Here is an 18,033-nt window from a genome sequence, read left to right as displayed (position 1 = left end):
GTGCCCGCGCGGTGGACTTTGTCATCCGCGCACAATCGGTACCAGCTATTCCACAGGACGGCGGCGATCCTGGAGGACGCCGATCCGTCCACGACCTGCTGCCCTCCCTCGTGGCGGGCGTGCCGGCGATGCTCGCCGACGTCGCCGAGGAGATGCGGGACGTGGCGCCGGAGTACGCGGCGGTGCTGGCCGAGCGGGACGCCGAGGTGCTCGAGGCCGCCGTCGCGGCGATGCAGCGGCTGGTCGCCCAGGCCGCGGAACCGGGGCCGCTGCCGGGGACCGGGCCCGACCCGGCGGCGCGCATCGTGCAGGCCCTCTTCGAGGAGGTCGGGCGCAGCCAGTGGCGCGCGGGGTACCCCCTGCCGACGCTCCTGGCCGCCTTCCAGGTGGGCGCGCGGGTCGCCTGGCGGCACGTCTCCGGCGCGGCCCTGGCGACCGGGGTGGACCCCGCCCGGCTGGCCGCCCTGGCCGGGGCCGTGTTCCAGCTCGTCGACCAGCTCTCCTCGGCGTCGGCCGCGGGCTACCTCGCCGAGCAGGAGGAGCGCGGACTCGCGCAGCAGCGGCTGCGGGAGGAGCTGGTGCAGCTGCTGCTGTCCGACCGCTCCGACTCCGGTGCGGTGCGGCGGGCGGCCGAGCTGGCCCGGTGGCCGCTCCCGGAGCTGGCCACCGTCGTCCTGGCGGACCCGGACGACGAGGCGGCGCGCGCGGCGCTGTCCCGGCTGGAGCCCGCCGGCCTGCGCTTCCGGACGCCGACCGGGCAGGGCGTCGTCGTCCCGGCGGCCGACACCGCCGAGTGGCGCGAGCGCACCGCCCGGCTGCTCGACGGCACCGCCGCCGTCGTCGGGCCGCTCGTCCCCACGGCCAACCTGCCGCTGGGGGCGCGGATCGCCAGCGTGGGCCTCGACCTGCACCGCCAGGGCCTGCTCCGCGGCGACCCGGTGTTCGTCGCCGAGCACATCGGCACGCTGCTGGTGCACCGCGAGCCGCGGCTGCTGGAGGCCCTGCGCCGGCGGCGGCTGGCCCCGCTGGAGAGCGCCTCACCCGGGATCCGCGCGGCGCTGAGGGAGACCCTGCGCTCCTGGCTGGTGCACATGGGCGACACCGCGAAGGTGGCCGTCGAGCTGCAGGTGCACCCGCAGACCGTGCGCTACCGGCTGGCCCGGCTCCGGGAGCTCTACGGCGCTGCGCTCGAGGACCCGGAGATCCGGTTGGAGCTGCTGCTCGCGCTCGCCTGGGGCTGAGCGCCGAGCTCGCCCAGCACCGCGACCAGCTCGTCGCCGAAGCGACGGGCATCGGGCAGCAGCAGGGGGTCGGTGGTGATCCCGATGACCAGGTCGCCGTTCCAGCTGAGCGCACCCACGGCCAGCGGCGTCCCGGGCGCCAGCGGCAGCAGCGGGCCGGCCCAGACGATGCGCGCCCACACCATGTGCAGCTGCCAGTCGGGGCCGGGCATGTTGGACACGATCGCGGTGAAGAACCGCCGGCCGTAGACCGTGCGGGCGAACCACCGGTGCAGGGGCAGCGGCATCAGCTCGCCGATGTCCTGCATGACGAACCGCGAGGCCAGCATCCGCGAGCCGCTGTGCAGCCGCGCGGTCCGCCGGGAGACCTCGGCCAGCCGGTCGGCCTCGGCGCGCGGACCGAGGGGCAGGTCGACCATGACCGCGGCGGTCAGGTTCGCCTCGGCCGCGGTGTCGGGGTCGCGGACCATGAGCGGCACCGACGTGCGCATCCGGTGCGGCAGGCTGGTCCCCTCGGGCAGCACCCGGCCCAGCGCGGCGGCCACCCCCGTGAGCAGCAGGTCGGTGATCCGGACACCGCGGCCGCGGGCCGCCCGGCGCACGTCGTCCAGGGGGACGACGACGGTGGTGAAGCTGCGCGCGGAGGTGCCCTCGACCGGGAAGCGCCCCCGCGCCGGTCCGTCGGTGGCCAGCTGGGCCAGGCCGACGACCGTGGCGGCCAGCCGGGCGAGCGCACCGGGGGTGCGCCGGGCGCCGCCGAGCGGCCGGTCCCGCGGGGGGTCGAGGAACCGCAGCGCCTGCAGCACGGTGCCGATCCCGTCGGAGACGACGTGGTGGACGACGAAGACGACCGCGGCGCGGTCGACGTCCACCCCGTGCACGACGTGCAGCCGCCACAGCGGGCGGTCCCGCGGCAGCTGCGTGCCGCTGATCCGGGCGACCAGCGCGTCGAAGGCGGCCGGTCCGCCCGGGGCGCCCTCCGGGGTGTGCAGGTCGTCGAGCGGCACGTGGTACTCCCAGTCCAGCTCCTCGACCTGCTCCCAGCGCGCCCGGCGCCACCGCGCCGGCGGCGTGAGCCGCTGCCGGAAGCGCGGCAGGTCGGGCAGCGCCGCCGCCACCCGCGCCCGGACCTCCTCCACCGACGGCGCGCTGCCCGGGCGCTCGCTCGTGTCGAGCAGGACGACGCCGCCCACGTGCTGCGGGTACTCCGGGGTGTCGACGTGCACGAAGAACGTGTCGGCGGCGGGCACCCGCACCCGCCGGCCGGCCGCGGCCGGCCGGGAGCCGGCCAGCCGGACGGCCAGGGCGACGGCCACGGCCCCGCCGACCGCGTCCAGCGTCCAGTGGTTCGCCGTCGCCAGCACCACCAGGAACGTGAGCGCGACGTGCACCCCGCTGAGCACCTGCGTGCGCAGCCCGCCGTGCACGAGGGCCAGCACGACGCTGACCCACAGCGCCCAGGCCACGTGCAGCGACGGCATCGCGGCGACCTGGTTGGCGTGGGCCACCAGCGGCGACCCCCACGAGCCGACGGTGCCGCCGCGCAGGACGGTGTCGACGAACCCTGCCCCGGCCAGCAGCCGCGGCGGGGCCAGCGGGTAGAGCGCGAAGCAGGCGATGCCGAGCAGGTTGAGCCAGACGAACGACGTGCGCGCCCAGCGGTAGACGTCCGGCCGACGCCACCACAGCCAACCCAGCAGCAGGAGGGCGCTGAGCACGTACGTGTAGGCGTACTCGTAGTTCGCGATGACCGCGAGGCCGTGCCGGGCGGCCAGCCAGGAGTTCAGCGGCGCCTCGATGTCGAGGTGCAGGGCCCGTTCCAGCGCGTACAGGGCGTCGGCGTTGCGCGCGGCGGCTGCGTCGCGCCCCGCGCCGCCCAGGGCCTGGACCAGCCCGTAGAGCCCGAACACCGCGAGCCCGACCAGCAGCTCGCCGACCGGCCGCGGCCGCGCCGACGGCGCCGGCCGGACGCGGTCGGTCCCCATCGCCGCTGCTCGGACCACCTGTTCCTTGTAGCACCGCAAGGCCTGCTCGCGCGCGCTCCGGAGTGGCAGACTCCGCGACCGTGGCAGTCCCAGCCCCGGACACCCTGGACGACGACGTCTCCGCCGCGCTGGCCGCGTTCCTCGCCGGCAAGCGGGCGGAGCTGACGGCGATGCACCCCGCCCTGGCGGCGGTGGTCGACGAGATCGCGCGGCGGTGCGCCGAGGCCCCCGGCCGGCGACCGGCGTACGCCTACTGGGCCTGGCGCGGGTCCGCCCCCGCCGGCGCCCCGGTCGACGACGGCGCCGTGCGGCGTGCGGTGGCCGCGCTGGAACTGCTGCGGGTGTGCGCGGTCGAGCACGCGGACGTGTCGGCCGACGCCGCCGCGCCCGGGCCGGTCCCGGCGGTGGGGCGGGCGATCCTGAGCGGCGACCTGGCGCTGATCTGGTCGCAGGAGGTGCTGACCGGCTCCGGTCTCCCGGAGGACACCCTCGAGGCGATCGGCCCGGTGTGGGACGCCCTGCGCACCGGATTCAGCGCCGGTTCCTACCTGGACCTGCTGCGCGCGGCCGGCGGGCTCGACGGTGGCGGCGATCCCGACTCGCCGACCGGCTGGTCGCTGCGGCTGGGTGCCGCGCTGGCCGGCGCGGACGCCGCCGCGCGCGCGGCGTGCGCCCGGATCGGCACGCTCCTCGACGAGGGCGCCGACGCGGAGCGCATCCGCGGGGCGGTCGCCGCCGCGCCGCTGGCCGAGGAGGCCCGGCAGGCGCTGCTCGCGCTCAGCTCCAGCGGGTCGTGACCGACAGCGCGGCCAGGGCGGCGGCGCCGGCGGTCGAGGTCCGCAGCACCTCCTGACCCAGCCGGACGGCCTGCGCGCCGGCGGCGCGGAAGGCCAGCACCTCGCCGTCGGTGAGCCCGCCCTCGGGCCCGACGACGACGGCGATCGTGCCCGACGAGGGCACCGCCACGCCGGCCAGCGGCCGGCGGGCCTGCTCGTGCAGCACGAGCGCCAGGTCGGCGTCGGCCAGCAGGCCGCAGACCTGCCGGGTGGTCATCGGCTCGGTGACCTCGGGCACCCGGGGACGGCGGGACTGCTTGGTCGCCGCCCGCGCCGTGGCCCGCCACTTGGCCAGGCCCTTGTCGACGCGGTCCTCCCGCCAGCGGGTGACGCAGCGGGCCGCCGTCCAGGGCACGATCCGGTCGACGCCGAGCTCGGTGGCCAGCTCGACGGCGAGCGGGCCGCGGTCGCCCTTCGGCAGCGCCTGCACCAGGACCAGCTCCGGCTGCGGCGCCGGCACCTCGTAGCGGGCCGACACCCGCACCCGCAGCCCCTCCGGTCCGGCGGCGACGACGGTGCCCTCGGCGAGCGTGCCGAGACCGTCGCCGACCCGGACCGGTTCACCGGGTGCCAGGCGCAGCACGTCGACCGCGTGCCGGCCCTCGGCGCCGTCGACGAGCAGCTCTGCGTCGTCCGGCAGCTCGTCGAGCAGGAACAGCGGCGCGCCGTCGGGCTCGGGGATGCCGGGTTCGGCCGCCATCAGTGGCCGTTCCAGGCGTCGCGGACGCGGGAGAAGAAGCCCTGCTGGGTCTCCCGGCTGGAGCCGGCGCTGTCCTCGCCGCGGAGTACGGCCAGCTCGCGCAGCAGCTTCTCCTGCTCCGGGTCGAGCCTGGTCGGCGTCTGCACCTCGACGTGCACGAGGAGGTTGCCGCGGCCGGTCGCCCGCAGCCGGGGCGCACCCTGCGCGCGGAGGGTGAGCACGCTGCCCGACTGCGTGCCGGGCTTGATGTCCAGGTCGGTCTCGCCGTCGAGGGTCTTCAGCGACAGCGTCGTCCCGAGCGCGGCCGAGGTCATCGGCAGGGTGACCCGGCAGTGCAGGTCCTCGCCGTCCCGGGTGAACACCGGGTGCGGCCGCTCGTGGATCTCGACGTACAGGTCGCCGGCCGGACCGCCGCCGGGGCCGACCTCGCCGTGACCGGTCAGCCGGATCCGCATGCCGTCCTCGACGCCGGCCGGCACCTTGACCGGGATGGTCCGGCGGGCGCGGACGCGACCGTCGCCGCCGCACTGCGGGCACGGCTCGGGGATGATCTGGCCGGTGCCGGCGCAGCTCGGGCAGGTGCGCGTGGACACGACCTGGCCGAGGAACGAGCGCTGCACGCTCTGCACCTCGCCGCGCCCGGCGCACGTCGTGCAGGTGGCCGGGTGCGTGCCGGGGGCGGTGCCGGCGCCGCTGCACGCCGTGCAGAGCACCGCGGTGTCGACGGTGATGTCCTTGGTGGTGCCGAAGACCGTCTCGTCGAGGTCGAGCTCGACGCGGATCAGCGCGTCACCGCCGGCGCGCACCCGGCTGCGCGGGCCGCGGGTCGTCGTCCCCCCGCCGAAGAAGGCGTCCATGATGTCGCCGAGGCCGCCGAACCCGCCGCCGCCGAACGGGTTGCCGCCGCCCATGCCGGCGCCGGCGGTGTCGAACGGGTCGCCGCCGAGGTCGACGATGCGCCGCTTGTCGGGGTCGGTCAGCGCCTGGTAGGCGCGGTTGACCTCCTGGAAGCGCTCCTTCGCCTCGGGGTCGGGGTTGACGTCGGGGTGCAGGTCGCGAGCCAGCCGCCGGTAGGCGCGCTTGATCTCGCTGTCCGAGGCCCCGCGGCTCAGCCCGAGGACGGCGTAGTAGTCGGTTGGCAAGTCTCTTTCCTCAGCTCTCGGCCAGCAGCTGGCCGACGTAGCGGGCCACGGCGCGGACCGCGGCCATGTTGCCTGGGTAGTCCATCCGGGTGGGGCCGACGACGCCGAGCCCACCGAGGGCCCGGTCGCCGGAGCCGTAGCCCACGGACACGAAGGAGGCCTCGACGAGCGCCTCGTGGGCGTTCTCCTCGCCGATGCGCACCAGCACCGTGCCGGGGTCCACCTCGCCCATCAACCGCAGGACGACCACCTGTTCTTCCAACGCCTCCAGCAGCGGCCGGACGCTGCCCGGGAAGTCCAGCGAACTGCGGGCCAGGTTGGCCGTGCCGCCGATGACCAGCCGGTCCTCCCCCGGCTCGACCAGCGTCTCCATGAGCGTCGCGCTGACCGCCCCGACCAGGGCACGCAGGTGCGGGGGCGCGGTCTCCAGCAGGTCGGGCACCTTGTTGCCGGCGTCGACCAGCTTGACGCCGACGAACGCCGAGTTCAGCAGGCCGCGCAGCTCGGCGACGGCCTCGTGGTCGATCTCGACGTGGGTGTCGACGACGCGCTGCTCGACCCGGCCGGTGTCGGTGATGAGCACCAGCAGCAGCCGGGTGGCGGCCACCGGGACGACTTCGAGGTGGCGCACCGAGCTGCGCGACAGCGTCGGGTACTGGACGACGGCGACCTGCCGGGTCAGCTGGGCCAGCAGCCGCACCGTGCGGCCGAGGACGTCGTGCAGGTCGACCGCGCCGTCCAGGAAGCGCTCGATGGCCTTGCGCTCGGCCACCGACAGCGGCTTGATCGCCGAAAGCCGGTCGACGAAGAGCCGGTAGCCCTTGTCGGTGGGCACCCGGCCCGCGCTGGTGTGCGGCTGGGTGATGTAACCCTGCTCCTCGAGCACGGCCATGTCGTTGCGGATCGTCGCCGGGGACACCCCGAGGTCGTGCCGCTCGGCGAGCGCCTTGCTGCCCACCGGGTCGTTGGTCGAGACGAAGTCCTGCACGATCGCCCTCAGGACCTGCAATCGGCGTTCGTCGTGCGCCACGTGCCAGACACCTCCCCGGGACGGTCAACCACCCCTGCGACCGGAGTGCCGGAAACTGGCACTCGTCGGAGCGGAGTGCCAAACCAGCATACGACCGGAGGAGCCGCCAGTCGCGTTCCTCGGGGTGCGTCGGGGCCCGGACGAGGGAGGCGCGTCCAGCGGCCGGGGCCGTTAGGGTGGGAAAGCACGCGGGGCCGGCGGCGGAGAGCGGAGGAGAGTTCCCCTGATCTTCAAAGCGGTGCGCGAGGGCCGTCCGTATCCCGATCACGGCATGACCACGCGGGACTGGGCGCTGATCCCCCCGCGGCAGGTCCGGATGGACACGCTGGTCACCACGAAGCGCGAGCTGGCGCTCGACGCCCTGCTGGCCGACGACTCGACGTTCTACGGCGACCTGTTCCCGCACGCCGTGCAGTGGAAGGGCGAGCTCTACCTGGAGGACGGCCTGCACCGGGCGCTGCGGGCCGCGCTGCAGCAGCGCAACGTGATCCACGTGCGGGTGCTCGACCTGGACGCGCTCATGCCGGTGGCCCAGCCGGCCGCCGGACCGACCACCGAGTCGCTGCCCGCGCAGCCGCCGGTGCCCGCTCCCCAGCAGCGCGACAGCCGCTAGAGCCAGCCCTTCTCCTCGGCGACCCGAGCGGCCTCGACGCGGGTGCGGGCGCCGGTCTTGCCGATCGCCGAGGACAGGTAGTTGCGCACCGTCCCCTCGGACAGGAACAGCCGGCGCGAGATCTCGGCGACCGTCGCGCCGTCCGCGGCCTCGCGCAGCACGTCGGCCTCGCGGGTCGACAGCGGCGTCGCGCCGATGGCCAGCGCCGCGGCGGCCAGCTCCCGGTCGATCACCCGCTCCCCCGCCACCACGGCGCGGATCGCCCGGGCCAGCTCGGCCACCGGCGCGTCCTTGACGAGGAAGCCCGACGCGCCGACCTCCATGGCGCGGCGCAGGAAGCCGGGCCGGCCGAAGGTGGTGAGGACGACGGCGCGCACCTCGGGCACCGCGGTGGCCAGCGCGCGGGCGGCCTCGATGCCGTCCAGCCCCGGCATCTCGATGTCGAGCAGGGCGACGTCCGGACGGTGCTCGCGGGCGGCGGCCACCACGGCGTCCCCCCGGCCGACCTCGGCGACCACCTCCAGGTCGTCCTCGAGGTCGAGCAGCGCGCGCAGCGCGCCGCGCACCATCGTCTGGTCCTCGGCGATGAGCACCCGGATCACGAGGCGGCCACCCCGGCCGGCGCCGGCACCGGGACGGCGGCGCGCAGCCGGAAGCCGCGGCCCGGCGCGGCACCGCTCTCCACCGTGCCGCCCAGTGCCGCCACCCGCTCGGTGATGCCGGCCAGGCCGGCGCCGTGCCCGCCGGCCGGCCCGCGGCCGTCGTCGGTGACGGTCAGCGTCGCGCCGTCCTCGGTGCGGACCAGCTCGACGGTCACCGACCGCGCCCCGCTGTGCCGCAGCACGTTCGTCGTCGCCTCGCGCACCACCCAGCCGAGGACGGCGTCGACCGTGCCCGGCAGCGGCGGCACCGTGGACGGCGCCTTGAGCCCGATGCCGGCGGCCGACAGCGCGGAGCGGGCCTCGGCCAGCGCCTGCGCGAAGCTGACCTGCCGGTAGCCGCTGACCGCGTCGCGGACCTCGGCCAGCGCGCGGCGGGCGGCGGCCTCGACGTCGGCCATCTCCTCCTTGGCCCGGGCCGGGTCGCGCTCGGCCAGCCGCCCGGCGAGCTCGCTCTTCAGCGCGATGAGCGACAGGCTGTGCCCGAGCAGGTCGTGCAGGTCGCGGGCGAAGCGCAGCCGCTCCTCGGCGACGGCGTTGCGGGCCAGCTCGTCGCGCGCCTCGGTGAGCTCGGCGTTGATCGACATCAGGTGCCGGGTGCCCTGCAGCGCGAAGCCGGTCAGCACGCACAGGAGCGGCAGGATGAACAGCTCGCCGAACTGCCCGTGCGCGGCGAGGACGCCGGCGCAGACCCCGGCCGCGCCCAGGGTCGCGGGGAAGACCCACCGGGTGGGCAGGGCGACGCCGAACGCCGCCGACACGTAGATCATCAGCCCGGACCAGGCCGGCCCGAGCCAGACGGCCAGCGCCACTCCGAGGACGACGACGGCGACCAGCCGGCCGGTCAGCGGCCCGCACCGCCCGAACGCCCGCCGGAAGACGCCGAGGTAGGTGGCGGTGAACGCCACCAGCCCGGCGCCGGCCAGCAGCCGGACCCACAGCGGGCGCGGGGTCTGGATCAGGTCGATCACCGGGAACGCCTGGAAGGCGAGCCAGGGCAGCGCCCAGCCCAGCTCTCGCCACCGGATCCGCGGGTCCACGATCCGGACGGTAGCGCCGCTCATCCGCTCACGGCGTGCAGCGGGCGGCGCCGGGCCACGAGCACCGCGAGGGCGGCGAACACGGCGGTGAAGCCGGCCAGGGCGAGCACGGCCGCCGCCGACGGCCCGCTGCCCGCGGCCACGTCGCGGCCGAGTTGCGCGTACCAGTACGAGGGCAGGCCGTGGGCGACGTCGCGCAGGCCCGCCGGGAAGATCTCGACCGGCACCCACAACCCGCCGAGCGCCGCCAGGACGACGCCGAGGAAGCCGATCGCGCCGCCGGCCGCCTTCTCGTCCAGCGCCAGGCCGACCAGCAGCCCGAGCGCGACGAACGCGATCGAGCCGAGCCACAGCACGCCGACCAGCGCGATCCAGCGCAGCAGGGGCAGCTCGACACCGGTGATGAACCGGCCGACGAGGGCGACGACGAGCAGGCTGGGCAGCGTCAGCAGCGCGCCGACGACCACGTCGACGGCGAAGACGCGGCTGGTCGGCACCGGCAGCACGTGCAGCTGCCGCAGCCAGCCCGAGGCCCGGTCGAAGGCGATCCGGATGGTCGCGCCCAGGGCCGCGCCCAGCGCGCCGTAGGCCATCATCGAGACCATGTAGGTGGCGGCGAAGTCCTGGTAGCGCGCGCCGCTGCCGGCCTGCCCGCCGAAGACCTTGACGAAGAAGACCGTGAACAGCGCCGGCAGCAGGACGGTGAACAGCAGGTACTGCCGGTTGCGGCCGACCCGGCGCAGCTGGAAGGCGAGAAGGGCGCTCATCGGAGGGCTCCCGTCAGGGTGAGCACGGCTTCCTCGAGGCTCGCGCCGCGGACCTCGAGGTCGGGCAGCCGGCCGCCGTCGGCGAGCAGCGCGCGCAGCGTCGCCTCGGGGTCGGCGGTGGTGAGGACGACGGTGTCGCCGCGCCGTTCGGTGGCGCTCACCCCGGGCACGGCGTCGAAGCGGAGCTCACCGGCCGAGGTGAAGGAGATCGTCCGCTCGGCGAAGCCGGCCTTGAGCGAGGCCGCCGGCCCGTCGGCGAGCAGCCGGCCGCCGGCCAGCACGACCACGCGGTCGGCGACGGCGTCGGCCTCGTCGAGGTGGTGGGTGGCGAAGACGACGGTGTGCCCGCGCTCGGCCAGGCCGCGCATCGTCGCCCAGAAGGCTCGGCGGCCCTCGACGTCCATGGCCGAGGTGGGCTCGTCGAGCAGCAGCAGCGGGGGCGCCCCGGCCAGCGCGAGGGCGAGCAGCACCCGCTGGCGCTGGCCGCCGGAGAGCGCGTCGGTGGAGCGGCCGAGCAGTCCGTCGATGCCGGCGGTGGCGACCAGGTCGTCCAGCGGCCAGGCGGTCGGGAAGCTGCGCCGGGCCAGGTCGAGCACCTCGCCGACGCGTGCCTCGCTGGGCAGGCCGCCGTGCTGCAGCATCGCGCCGACGCCGCCGGCGCGGACCGCCGCGGCCGGCGAGCGGCCCAGCACGCGGATCGAGCCGGTGGCCGGGCGGATCAGCCCGAGGACGGCGTTGACGGTGCTGGACTTCCCGGCGCCGTTGGGACCGAGCAGGGCGACGGTGGCGCCACGCGGGATGGCGAGGTCGAGGCCGTCGACGGCCAGGGTGTCGCCGAACCGCACGGACAGGCCGGAGATCTCGAGGGCGAGCGGGCTGGTCACGGCGTCGAGCCTCGCCCGGAGCTCGGGTGCAGCGGCAGTGCGAGACGTCGTCGGTCCCCTCTGACATCCGTCAGGCGGGGGCCGCCTCCCGTTCAGGGAACGTGCCGAGCGCGGCGACGTCGTAGCCCTGCGGGTAGCTGCGCACCTGGGGCATGTCCCGCGGCAGCAGCGGCCGTCGCCGCGGCGGCAGGAACCGCACCGCCCGTCCGCGCGCCCGGAGCCCCGCCCGGACCAGCGCCCGGAACGCGGGGTGCGGGTGCGGGAACCGGAACGCGTCGAGCAGCGGGGCGTCCATGAGCGCGTAGGACATCCACCGGACCAGCGCCGCGGGCAACAGCGAGTTCGGCGGGAAGGTGGTGAGCAGCCCGAGGGTGGCGTCGGCGACCCGCCGCGACTCCGGGGTGAAGGCGAAGTGCTCGCGCTCGTAGGCGTCGAGGTGCCGGGAGAAGGCCTGCCAGGTCTGCGGGATGTCGCGGATGCCCATGTGCCGGCCGAGCTCGCGGTAGTAGTTCGCGCTGGCGATCCGCTCGGTCTCGGTCATCGCCCGCCAGCCGTAGGCGTCCATCCAGCGGATCGGCATCACGACGAAGGTGCACAGCACGTAACGCAGGTCGTCGTTGCTGATGTCGTAGGAGCCGTGCATGCGGTTCATCCGCCGCAGCGCCGTCCGGCCGTCGCCCTCCGTCGGCCCGTTCTCGAGGATCTCGTCGAGCAGGACGACGGTGTCGTCGTAGCGCTTCTGCACGCGGTCGACCAGCTCACCGGTGCGGGCCAGCAGGCCGCCGATGCTCGGGACGGCGTAGGTGCGGAACAGCGCGAACGACAGCGCCTGGTTCATGTCCCACGGGAACTCGAACGTGGTCATGAGCCGGCAGATCTCGCGGAAGTCGACGGCCGGGTCGAGCTCGAGGATCCGGTTCCGCACGGCGTAGCGGGGCAAGGTGACCTCCTCGGAGCGGCCCCCTGCAGGGTCCCACCGCGAGCTTGCGAGTGGTGGGGGGCAGGGGGTCCTTTCTCAGTCGGTCAAGTCCCGGATCACGGCGTCGGCGAGCAGCCGCCCGCGGTCGGTGAGGACGGCGCGGCCCTGATCGTGCGGGATCGGCTCCAGCAGGCCCTGCTCGACGGCCCGCGCGGCCCGCTCCCGGCCGAGGTCGGACAGCGCGGGAAGCGGGAGTCCCTCGCGCAGCCGCAGCCCGAGCATGATCGTCTCCAGCGCGCGATCGGCGTCGTCGAGCAGCTCGCTGTCCTGGGCGGGGCTCTCGCCGCTGCCCAGCCGGTCGGCGTAGGCGGCGGGGTGCTTGACGTTCCACCAGCGCAGCCCGCCGACGTGGCTGTGCGCTCCCGGACCGACGCCCCACCAGTTGGCGTTGGCCCAGTACAGCTCGTTGTGCCGGCAGCGGGCGGCGTCCGACGTCGCCCAGTTGCTGACCTCGTACCACTCGAAGCCGGCCTTGCGCAGGGTCGCGTCGGCCTGCTCGTACCGGTCGGCGAGGACGTCGTCGTCGGGCATCGGAAGCTCGCCCCGGCGGATCCGCCGGGCCAGGCGGGTGCCCTCCTCGACGATGAGCGCGTAGGCGCTCACGTGGTCGACCGGCGCGGCCAGGACGGCGTCGAGGCTCGCGGCCCAGTCGGCGTCGGTCTCGCCGGGCGTGCCGTAGATGAGATCGAGGTTGACGTGCTCGAAGCCGGCGGCGCGCGCCTCGTGCGCGGCCTCGACCGCCCGGCCGGGGGTGTGCCGGCGGTCGAGCACGGCGAGCACGTGCTCGGCGGCGGACTGCATGCCGAGGCTGATGCGGGTGAAGCCGGCCTCGCGCAGGCTGGTCAGGTACTGCGGGTGCACCGTCTCGGGGTTGGCCTCGGTGGTCACCTCGACGTCGTCGGCGACCGGGAAGAGCCGACGGATCTCGGCGAGGACGGCAGCGAGGTCACCGGCCGGGAGCAGCGTCGGCGTGCCGCCGCCGACGAAGACCGTCTCGACGGTGGGCAGGTCGGGGCCGAGCGTGGCCGCGGCGCGGCGCAGCTCGGCGATCGCGGTGCCGGCGTACTCCGCGCGGTTGGCGCCGGGGCCGAGCTCCTCGGAGGTGTAGGTGTTGAAGTCGCAGTAGCCGCAGCGCGTGGCGCAGAACGGCACGTGCACGTACAGCCCGAAGGGCGTCGTGGCCAGGCCGTCGCGGGCGGTCGCCGGCAGCTCGAAGGTGTCCATCTGCTCCCAGTGTGCCTCTCCGGCAGGATCGGGTGCCGTGAGCGACGACGACGTCCTGAAGGTCACGATCGAGCGCGGGGTCGCGACGCTGACCCTCGACTCCCCCGCCAACCGCAACGCGCTGTCCCGGGCGATGCGCGCGCGGCTGCGCGCGGCGCTGGACGAGGCGCTCGCCGACGACGCGGTGCGGGTGATCGTGCTCGACCACACCGGGCGGGTGTTCTGCTCCGGCATGGACCTCTCCGAGGCGGCCGGTGGCGGGGCGGAGCAGCAGGGCGTGCGGGAGTTCCCGGAGATCCTGTCGGCGCTCTGGTCCTCGCCGAAGCCGGTGCTCGCGGCGGTGCGCGGGCCGGCCCGGGCGGGCGGGGTCGGGCTGCTCGCGGCCTGCGACGTCGTGGTGGCCGGCGCCTCGGCGACGTTCGCGTTCAGCGAGGTGCGGATCGGCGTCGTCCCGGCGGTGATCTCGGCCGTCGTCCTGCCGCGGATGCTGACCCACGCCGCGCACCGGCTGATGCTCACCGGGGAGGTCTTCGACGCCGCGACCGCGGCCGCCGGCGGCCTGGTCGACCTGGTGACCGCCGACGACGAGGTCTCCGAGGTGGTCGCCGGTCAGGTGCGCGCGCTGGCCGCCGGGGCGCCGACCGCGCTGGCCGAGACGAAGCGCCTGCTGCGCGCGGGGGCTCCGGAGCTGCGGTTCGACGAGCTGCTGGAGCTCTCGGCCCGGTTCTTCGCCAGCGACGAGGGCCAGGAGGGCATCGCCGCGTTCCGCGAGAAGCGCCCGGCCCGCTGGGTGCCCACCGACTGAGCCCTCCGGCGCACGCTCGCGCTCTGAGTCCGCTGCGGACTCACAGCGCGAGCATCGCCCTGCCACGGCCACGCGTAGCACGTCATCGCCAGCGTCCGTCGTCCACGCTCAGCTCGACGGTGACCGTGGCACCGGCGTCGGCCCGGACCGGGACCATCCCCCACCCGTACGTCACCGCCGCGACGACCGCGTGCAGGTGGCGGCTCTCGTCGTCCGGCACGGTCACGAAGCAGAACGGCGGCGGGCCGCCGCCCCAGTGCCACACCTCGGCGGTGAAAGCCACGTCCACGTCAGCGCAGCCGGCGGGAGCTGTCGGGCAGCCGGACCGTCACCCCGCGCGCGTCCAGCCACTCCATGAGCGGGACGGCGACCCGGCGGCTGGTCCCCCACGCCTGCCGCGCCTGGCTGACCGTGAACGGCGCCGGCAGCCCGGCCAGCCGCTCCCGGGCGACGGCGTCCACCCCGGGCCCCAGGTAGACGCCCTCGGCGATCCGCACCAGCGAGCCGGTCCGCGCCGCTGCCGCCAGCTCCCGCGGACCCAGCCCTGCGGCAGCCAGATCGCCTGCTTCAGGAGCGGCGAACGGGTCCGCCGCGAGCCGGGCGCGGATCGCGTCGACCGCCCGCTGCACGGACGGCGGCAGGTCGGCGGCCGCGGCGACCACCCGGCCGTCCCGCAGCGCCAGCGGCGGCCGGACGACGGCGGAAACCAGCTCGGCGTCGGGCAGGTCCAGCGCGCGGCGCACCACCTCCACCGGCGGTCCCGGCTCCAGCGGGTGCCGCTCGCGGTGCGCGGCGACGAGCGCCGGCAGCCGGGCGGCCAGCTCGTCGGGCAGCCCCTCGGCCAGCAACCACGGGCCGATCCGCACCGCGCCGGCCGGCACCGGCCAGCCCATCGCCGCGAAGTCGGCGGCCCGCACGACCCGTCGCCGCACGAGGTCGTCCGCGGCGCCGGCCGTCCCGGGAGGCTGGGCGGCAAGGTCCGCTGCGCGCTGCCGGGCCGCGCCACGGCGGCGCAGCTCCGGTGGGTCGACGTCCCGCACGTCGGCGCCGAGCACCCGCCGGGTGCCGGGGTCGCGCAGCAGCAGCCGGTCGCCCACCCGCAGCGGCAGCGCCGCGGCCAGCCGTAGCCGCACCGCCGCGCCGTCCAGCGGCCGCACCCGCGCGGCCACGGTCGCCGAGCCGACGTGCACCACCGGCTCGGCCGGCAGCCGGTCCTCCGGCACGGCGTCGAGCGTCACGTCGACGACCTGGGTGCGGCGGAACGCGCCCGGGGTCAGCAGCGCGTCGCCGCGCGAGAGCTCCTCGACCGCGATCCCCCGCAGGTTGAGCGCCACCCGCGCGGTCGCCACGGCCCGCTCGACCGGCTCGCCCAGCGCGTGCACCCCGCGAACCACGACGTCCCGCTCGCCCAGCCGCAGCCGGTCACCGGGCGCGACGCTGCCCGCGGCCAGGGTGCCGGTGACCACGGTGCCCGCGCCGCGGATCGTGAAGGCCCGGTCGATCCACAGCCGCACGGGCGCGGCGACGTCCGGGGCGGGCAGCCCGGCCAGGAGCCTCTCCAGCGCCGCGGCCAGTTCGGGCACGCCGGCGCCGGTCGGGGCGCTCACCGCGACGCCGGGCACCTCGCCCATCGCCGTCTTCGCCAGCCGGGCGCGCACCTCGTCGAGCACGGGCGCCGGGTCGGCCAGGTCGGCCTTGGTGACGGCGAGCAGCGCGTGCCGGACGCCGAGCGCGTCCAGGACGGCGACGTGCTCGGCGGTCTGCGCCGACCAGCCGTCGTCCGCCGCCACCACGACCAGCGCGGCCGGCACCGACCCGACGCCGGCGAGCATGTTGCCGACGAACCGCTCGTGCCCCGGCACGTCGACCACCGCGAGCCGGCGCCCCGAGGGCAGCGTCGTCCAGGCGAAGCCGAGGTCGATGGTCAGCCCGCGCCGCCGCTCCTCCTCCCACCGGTCGGGCTCCATCCCGGTGAGCGCGCGGACCAGCGTGGACTTGCCGTGGTCGACGTGGCCGGCGGTGGCGATCACGTCCATGTGTTCAGTCACCACGGAGCCCCACCTCCAGCACCGCGGCGGCCAGGGCCTCGTCGTCGGCGGGCGGCACGCTGCGCAGGTCCAGCAGCGTGCGGTCGCCGTCGACGTACCCGACGACCGGCGGTCGCCCCAGCCGCAGCGGCTCGGCGAACGACGGCGGCAGCGAGACGGCGGCGCTGGGCAGCGGGTGCTCGGGCGCTCCTCCCCCGCCGACCCGCGCCTCGCTGTCGACCGCGCGTGCGTCCAGGCCGGCCCCGGCGAGCCGGTCGGCCAGGGCGCGGGCCCGGGCGCGCAGGCCGTCGAGGTCGGCGGCGAGCATCGCGCGCACCGGCGGCAGCGGTCCGCGCAGCGTCGCCTCCAGCGCGGCCAGGGTGGTCTTGTCGACCCGCAGCGCCCGGTAGAGCGGGTGCCGGCGCAGCCGCTGCACGAGCTCGGCCCGTCCGAGGACCAACCCGGCCTGCGGGCCGCCGAGCAGCTTGTCGCCGCTGGCCAGCACGAGGTCGGCGCCGGCAGCGAGGGTCGACTGCAGGTCGGGCTCCTCGGGCAGCACCGGGTCCGGCGCGAGCAGCCCGGAGCCGACGTCGGCGACCAGCGGCACCCCCGTGCCGGCCAGGGCGGGCGCCAGCTCGGCGACCTCGACCGACCGCGTGAAGCCGCGGACGACGAAGTTCGAGGGGTGCACCTTGAGCACGGCGCCGGTCCCGGGGCCGAGCGCGGCCCGGTAGTCGGCGAGGGTGACCCGGTTCGTCGTCCCGACCTCGCGGAGCCGGGCGCCGGTCGCGGCGAGCAGCTCGGGGATGCGGAAGCCGTCGCCGATCTCGACCAGCTCGCCGCGCGCGATCACCAGGTCGCCGCCCAGCGCGGTGGCGACCAGGGCCAGCGCGGCGGCGCAGTTGTTGACCACGAGCGCGGCCTCGGCGGCCGGGACAGCCTCGACCAGCGCGGCCAGCGCGGCTTCCCCGCGCGGACCCCGCCGGCCGGTGGCCAGGTCCAGCTCGACGTCGGTGGTGCCGGCCGCCGCGACCACCGCCTCGACCGCGGCCGGAGACAGCGGTGCGCGCCCCAGGTTGGTGTGCACCAGGACGCCGGTGGCGTTGAGCACCGGCCGCAGGCTGCCGGCGGTCGCGGGCAGGACGGCCAGGACGGCGTCGACCGCGGCCTCCGGCGGCAGCTCGCCGTCCCGGATGCGCTGCTGCACCGCCTGGACGGCGCCCTTGACCAGGGCCCGCCCCAGCCGCTCGCCGGCCGCGGCCAGCGCGGGATCGGCGAGCAGCGCGTCGGTGCGGGGCACCTGCCGGCGCGGATCCGTGATCATCAGCACGGAGCGTAAGCGGAAGTCGTTGGCGGAGGCGGACGGGAATCGAACCCGCCTGACCGAGCTGCTCGGTCACGTCGGCTTTAGAGGCCGCGGGGGCCACCAGACACCCTGACGCCTCCGCGGCGCAGAGTACGTCCGGAGACAAATCACAAAACTGTCAGACCCCCCGCGCACCCTCCCGGCATGGCCAGCACCGAGCACCACCCCGCCGCCACGCTGCCGCCGGTCACCCTCACGCCCGAGGAGGCGGCGGCCATCGCGGTCGCCCTCGCCGCCCAGCCCGACGGCCCCTACGCCGACGCGGGCCGGGGTGCGCTGGAGAAGGTGCTCGACGTGCTCGAGCCCGATCCGCGCCGCCGCGCGCAGCTGCTGGCGACCAGCCTCTGGGTGAGCGCCGAGGCCGGCCGGTCGGCGGAGCTGCGGTCGGTGGTCGAGCAGGCGGTGGCCCGCCGCCGGGTGCTCGTGCTGCGCTACCGCGACGGCAAGGGCCAGGCCTCCCGCCGCGAGGTCGAGCCGCACCTGCTCGCCCGCGCCCACGACCACTGGTTCCTCGTCGGCTGGTGCCGGGAGCGGCAGGCGCCGCGCTGGTTCCGGGAGGACCGGATCGAGGGCGCCGAGCTCACGACCGAGACCGCGCCCCGCCGCGACCCCGCGCTGTTCGGCGCGCCGTCCGAGACGCACCCGGCCGGCAAGGCGCTGGGCCGCCGTCCCGACCCTGCTGACCCCCGGCGCGGGCTCACCGTCCTCCCCGGCGGCAAGGCGTGACCGCGGCCT

18 protein-coding genes and 1 tRNA gene are annotated in these 18,033 nt (G+C 76.3%); 5 read left to right on the top strand and 14 right to left on the bottom strand.

Annotated elements, in window-relative coordinates; genetic code table 11:
- The first annotated feature begins 110 nt into the window (after nt 1-110).
- Complete coding sequence (locus tag GGQ55_RS28510; RefSeq protein WP_179718761.1) at nt 111-1,241, top strand: PucR family transcriptional regulator; 1,131 nt, start codon at nt 111-113, stop codon at nt 1,239-1,241.
- Here GGQ55_RS28510 and GGQ55_RS17165 read toward each other — a convergent pair.
- Nucleotides 1,175-3,226 (bottom strand): bifunctional phosphatase PAP2/O-acyltransferase family protein, encoded by a 2,052-nt coding sequence (locus tag GGQ55_RS17165; protein WP_179718759.1) that lies wholly within the window; start codon nt 3,224-3,226, stop codon nt 1,175-1,177. The genes GGQ55_RS28510 and GGQ55_RS17165 overlap by 67 nt on opposite strands.
- 80 nt (nt 3,227-3,306) lie before the next feature.
- Here GGQ55_RS17165 and GGQ55_RS17160 point away from each other — a divergent pair, with 80 nt between their 5' ends.
- Nucleotides 3,307-4,023 (top strand): hypothetical protein, encoded by a 717-nt coding sequence (locus GGQ55_RS17160; RefSeq protein WP_179718757.1) that lies wholly within the window; start codon nt 3,307-3,309, stop codon nt 4,021-4,023.
- On the opposite strand, the gene GGQ55_RS17155 is transcribed toward GGQ55_RS17160, so the two are convergent.
- The 3 genes from GGQ55_RS17155 to hrcA are packed head-to-tail and all read right to left on the bottom strand — an operon-like array spanning nt 4,004 to nt 6,934.
- On the bottom strand, nt 4,004-4,762 hold the full coding sequence (locus GGQ55_RS17155; RefSeq protein WP_179718755.1) for a 16S rRNA (uracil(1498)-N(3))-methyltransferase: 759 nt from the start codon (nt 4,760-4,762) through the stop codon (nt 4,004-4,006). The genes GGQ55_RS17160 and GGQ55_RS17155 overlap by 20 nt on opposite strands.
- Nucleotides 4,762-5,904 carry a molecular chaperone DnaJ gene (gene dnaJ / locus GGQ55_RS17150; RefSeq protein WP_179718753.1) on the bottom strand — a complete coding sequence of 381 codons (1,143 nt, stop codon included), beginning with the start codon at nt 5,902-5,904 and terminating at the stop codon, nt 4,762-4,764. Before dnaJ ends, GGQ55_RS17155 begins: the two co-directional genes overlap by 1 nt.
- A gap of 10 nt (nt 5,905-5,914) precedes the next feature.
- Entirely contained in the window at nt 5,915-6,934 is a 1,020-nt protein-coding gene (gene hrcA, locus GGQ55_RS17145; protein ID WP_179718751.1) for a heat-inducible transcriptional repressor HrcA, read from the bottom strand.
- A gap of 223 nt (nt 6,935-7,157) precedes the next feature.
- Here hrcA and GGQ55_RS17140 point away from each other — a divergent pair, with 223 nt between their 5' ends.
- The gene (locus GGQ55_RS17140; protein ID WP_179722845.1) at nt 7,158-7,547 is read left to right on the top strand and encodes a type II toxin-antitoxin system VapB family antitoxin; all 390 of its coding nucleotides are present in this window, start codon (nt 7,158-7,160) and stop codon (nt 7,545-7,547) included.
- On the opposite strand, the gene GGQ55_RS28505 is transcribed toward GGQ55_RS17140, so the two are convergent.
- From GGQ55_RS28505 to hemW, 6 genes are all read right to left on the bottom strand, one after another.
- The gene (locus tag GGQ55_RS28505; RefSeq protein WP_179718750.1) at nt 7,544-8,149 is read right to left on the bottom strand and encodes a response regulator; all 606 of its coding nucleotides are present in this window, start codon (nt 8,147-8,149) and stop codon (nt 7,544-7,546) included. The genes GGQ55_RS17140 and GGQ55_RS28505 overlap by 4 nt on opposite strands.
- A complete protein-coding gene (locus GGQ55_RS17130; protein ID WP_179718747.1) occupies nt 8,146-9,246 on the bottom strand; it encodes a sensor histidine kinase in 1,101 nt (366 codons plus the stop codon). The genes GGQ55_RS28505 and GGQ55_RS17130 overlap by 4 nt, the downstream gene beginning before the upstream one ends.
- 20 nt (nt 9,247-9,266) lie before the next feature.
- Nucleotides 9,267-10,013 (bottom strand): ABC transporter permease, encoded by a 747-nt coding sequence (locus GGQ55_RS17125; RefSeq protein WP_179718745.1) that lies wholly within the window; start codon nt 10,011-10,013, stop codon nt 9,267-9,269.
- Entirely contained in the window at nt 10,010-10,897 is an 888-nt protein-coding gene (locus GGQ55_RS17120; protein WP_179718743.1) for an ABC transporter ATP-binding protein, read from the bottom strand. The genes GGQ55_RS17125 and GGQ55_RS17120 overlap by 4 nt, the downstream gene beginning before the upstream one ends.
- A 70-nt stretch (nt 10,898-10,967) precedes the next feature.
- Nucleotides 10,968-11,837, bottom strand: coding sequence for an oxygenase MpaB family protein (locus GGQ55_RS17115; RefSeq protein WP_179718741.1), 870 nt, complete (start codon nt 11,835-11,837; stop codon nt 10,968-10,970).
- A 75-nt stretch (nt 11,838-11,912) separates the two neighbouring features.
- Nucleotides 11,913-13,100, bottom strand: a complete 1,188-nt coding sequence (gene hemW / locus GGQ55_RS17110; protein ID WP_179718740.1) for a radical SAM family heme chaperone HemW — start codon at nt 13,098-13,100, stop codon at nt 11,913-11,915.
- Between the two features lie 37 nt (nt 13,101-13,137).
- Between hemW and GGQ55_RS17105 the strand changes: the two genes are divergently transcribed.
- Nucleotides 13,138-13,905, top strand: coding sequence for an enoyl-CoA hydratase-related protein (locus GGQ55_RS17105; RefSeq protein WP_179718738.1), 768 nt, complete (start codon nt 13,138-13,140; stop codon nt 13,903-13,905).
- Nucleotides 13,906-13,987: 82 nt separating this feature from the next.
- Here GGQ55_RS17105 and GGQ55_RS17100 read toward each other — a convergent pair whose 3' ends face one another.
- From GGQ55_RS17100 to GGQ55_RS17085, 4 genes are all read right to left on the bottom strand, one after another.
- Nucleotides 13,988-14,194: a DUF1905 domain-containing protein gene (locus GGQ55_RS17100; RefSeq protein ID WP_179718736.1), complete on the bottom strand. Its 207-nt coding sequence runs from the start codon at nt 14,192-14,194 to the stop codon at nt 13,988-13,990.
- Nucleotide 14,195: 1 nt separating this feature from the next.
- Nucleotides 14,196-15,956 (bottom strand): selenocysteine-specific translation elongation factor, encoded by a 1,761-nt coding sequence (gene selB, locus GGQ55_RS17095; protein ID WP_366489556.1) that lies wholly within the window; start codon nt 15,954-15,956, stop codon nt 14,196-14,198.
- A complete protein-coding gene (gene selA, locus GGQ55_RS17090; RefSeq protein ID WP_179718734.1) occupies nt 15,946-17,256 on the bottom strand; it encodes an L-seryl-tRNA(Sec) selenium transferase in 1,311 nt (436 codons plus the stop codon). The genes selB and selA overlap by 11 nt, the downstream gene beginning before the upstream one ends.
- A gap of 26 nt (nt 17,257-17,282) precedes the next feature.
- Nucleotides 17,283-17,378 (bottom strand) — tRNA-OTHER (locus tag GGQ55_RS17085).
- A gap of 64 nt (nt 17,379-17,442) precedes the next feature.
- Between GGQ55_RS17085 and GGQ55_RS17080 the strand changes: the two genes are divergently transcribed.
- On the top strand, nt 17,443-18,024 hold the full coding sequence (locus tag GGQ55_RS17080) for a helix-turn-helix transcriptional regulator (protein WP_179718732.1): 582 nt from the start codon (nt 17,443-17,445) through the stop codon (nt 18,022-18,024).
- Nucleotides 18,025-18,033 lie beyond the last annotated feature (9 nt).

This window comes from Petropleomorpha daqingensis, from assembly GCF_013408985.1.
In the GTDB taxonomy this organism is placed as follows: Bacteria; Actinomycetota; Actinomycetes; order Mycobacteriales; family Geodermatophilaceae; genus Petropleomorpha; species Petropleomorpha daqingensis.
The sequence above is the reverse complement of the archived record's forward strand: the minus strand, read 5'-3'. Positions and strand labels throughout refer to the sequence as shown.

Excerpts from the sequence above, each read along its gene's own strand:
- GGQ55_RS17155 (WP_179718755.1), bottom strand. The coding sequence starts at position 4,762 with ATGGCGGCCGAACCCGGCATCCCCGAGCCCGACGGCGCGCCGCTGTTC.
- GGQ55_RS17125 (WP_179718745.1), bottom strand. The coding sequence starts at position 10,013 with ATGAGCGCCCTTCTCGCCTTCCAGCTGCGCCGGGTCGGCCGCAACCGG.
- selA (WP_179718734.1), bottom strand. The coding sequence starts at position 17,256 with ATGATCACGGATCCGCGCCGGCAGGTGCCCCGCACCGACGCGCTGCTC.
- GGQ55_RS17165 (WP_179718759.1), bottom strand. The coding sequence starts at position 3,226 with ATGGGGACCGACCGCGTCCGGCCGGCGCCGTCGGCGCGGCCGCGGCCG.
- hemW (WP_179718740.1), bottom strand. The coding sequence starts at position 13,100 with ATGGACACCTTCGAGCTGCCGGCGACCGCCCGCGACGGCCTGGCCACG.
- GGQ55_RS17080 (WP_179718732.1), top strand. The coding sequence starts at position 17,443 with ATGGCCAGCACCGAGCACCACCCCGCCGCCACGCTGCCGCCGGTCACC.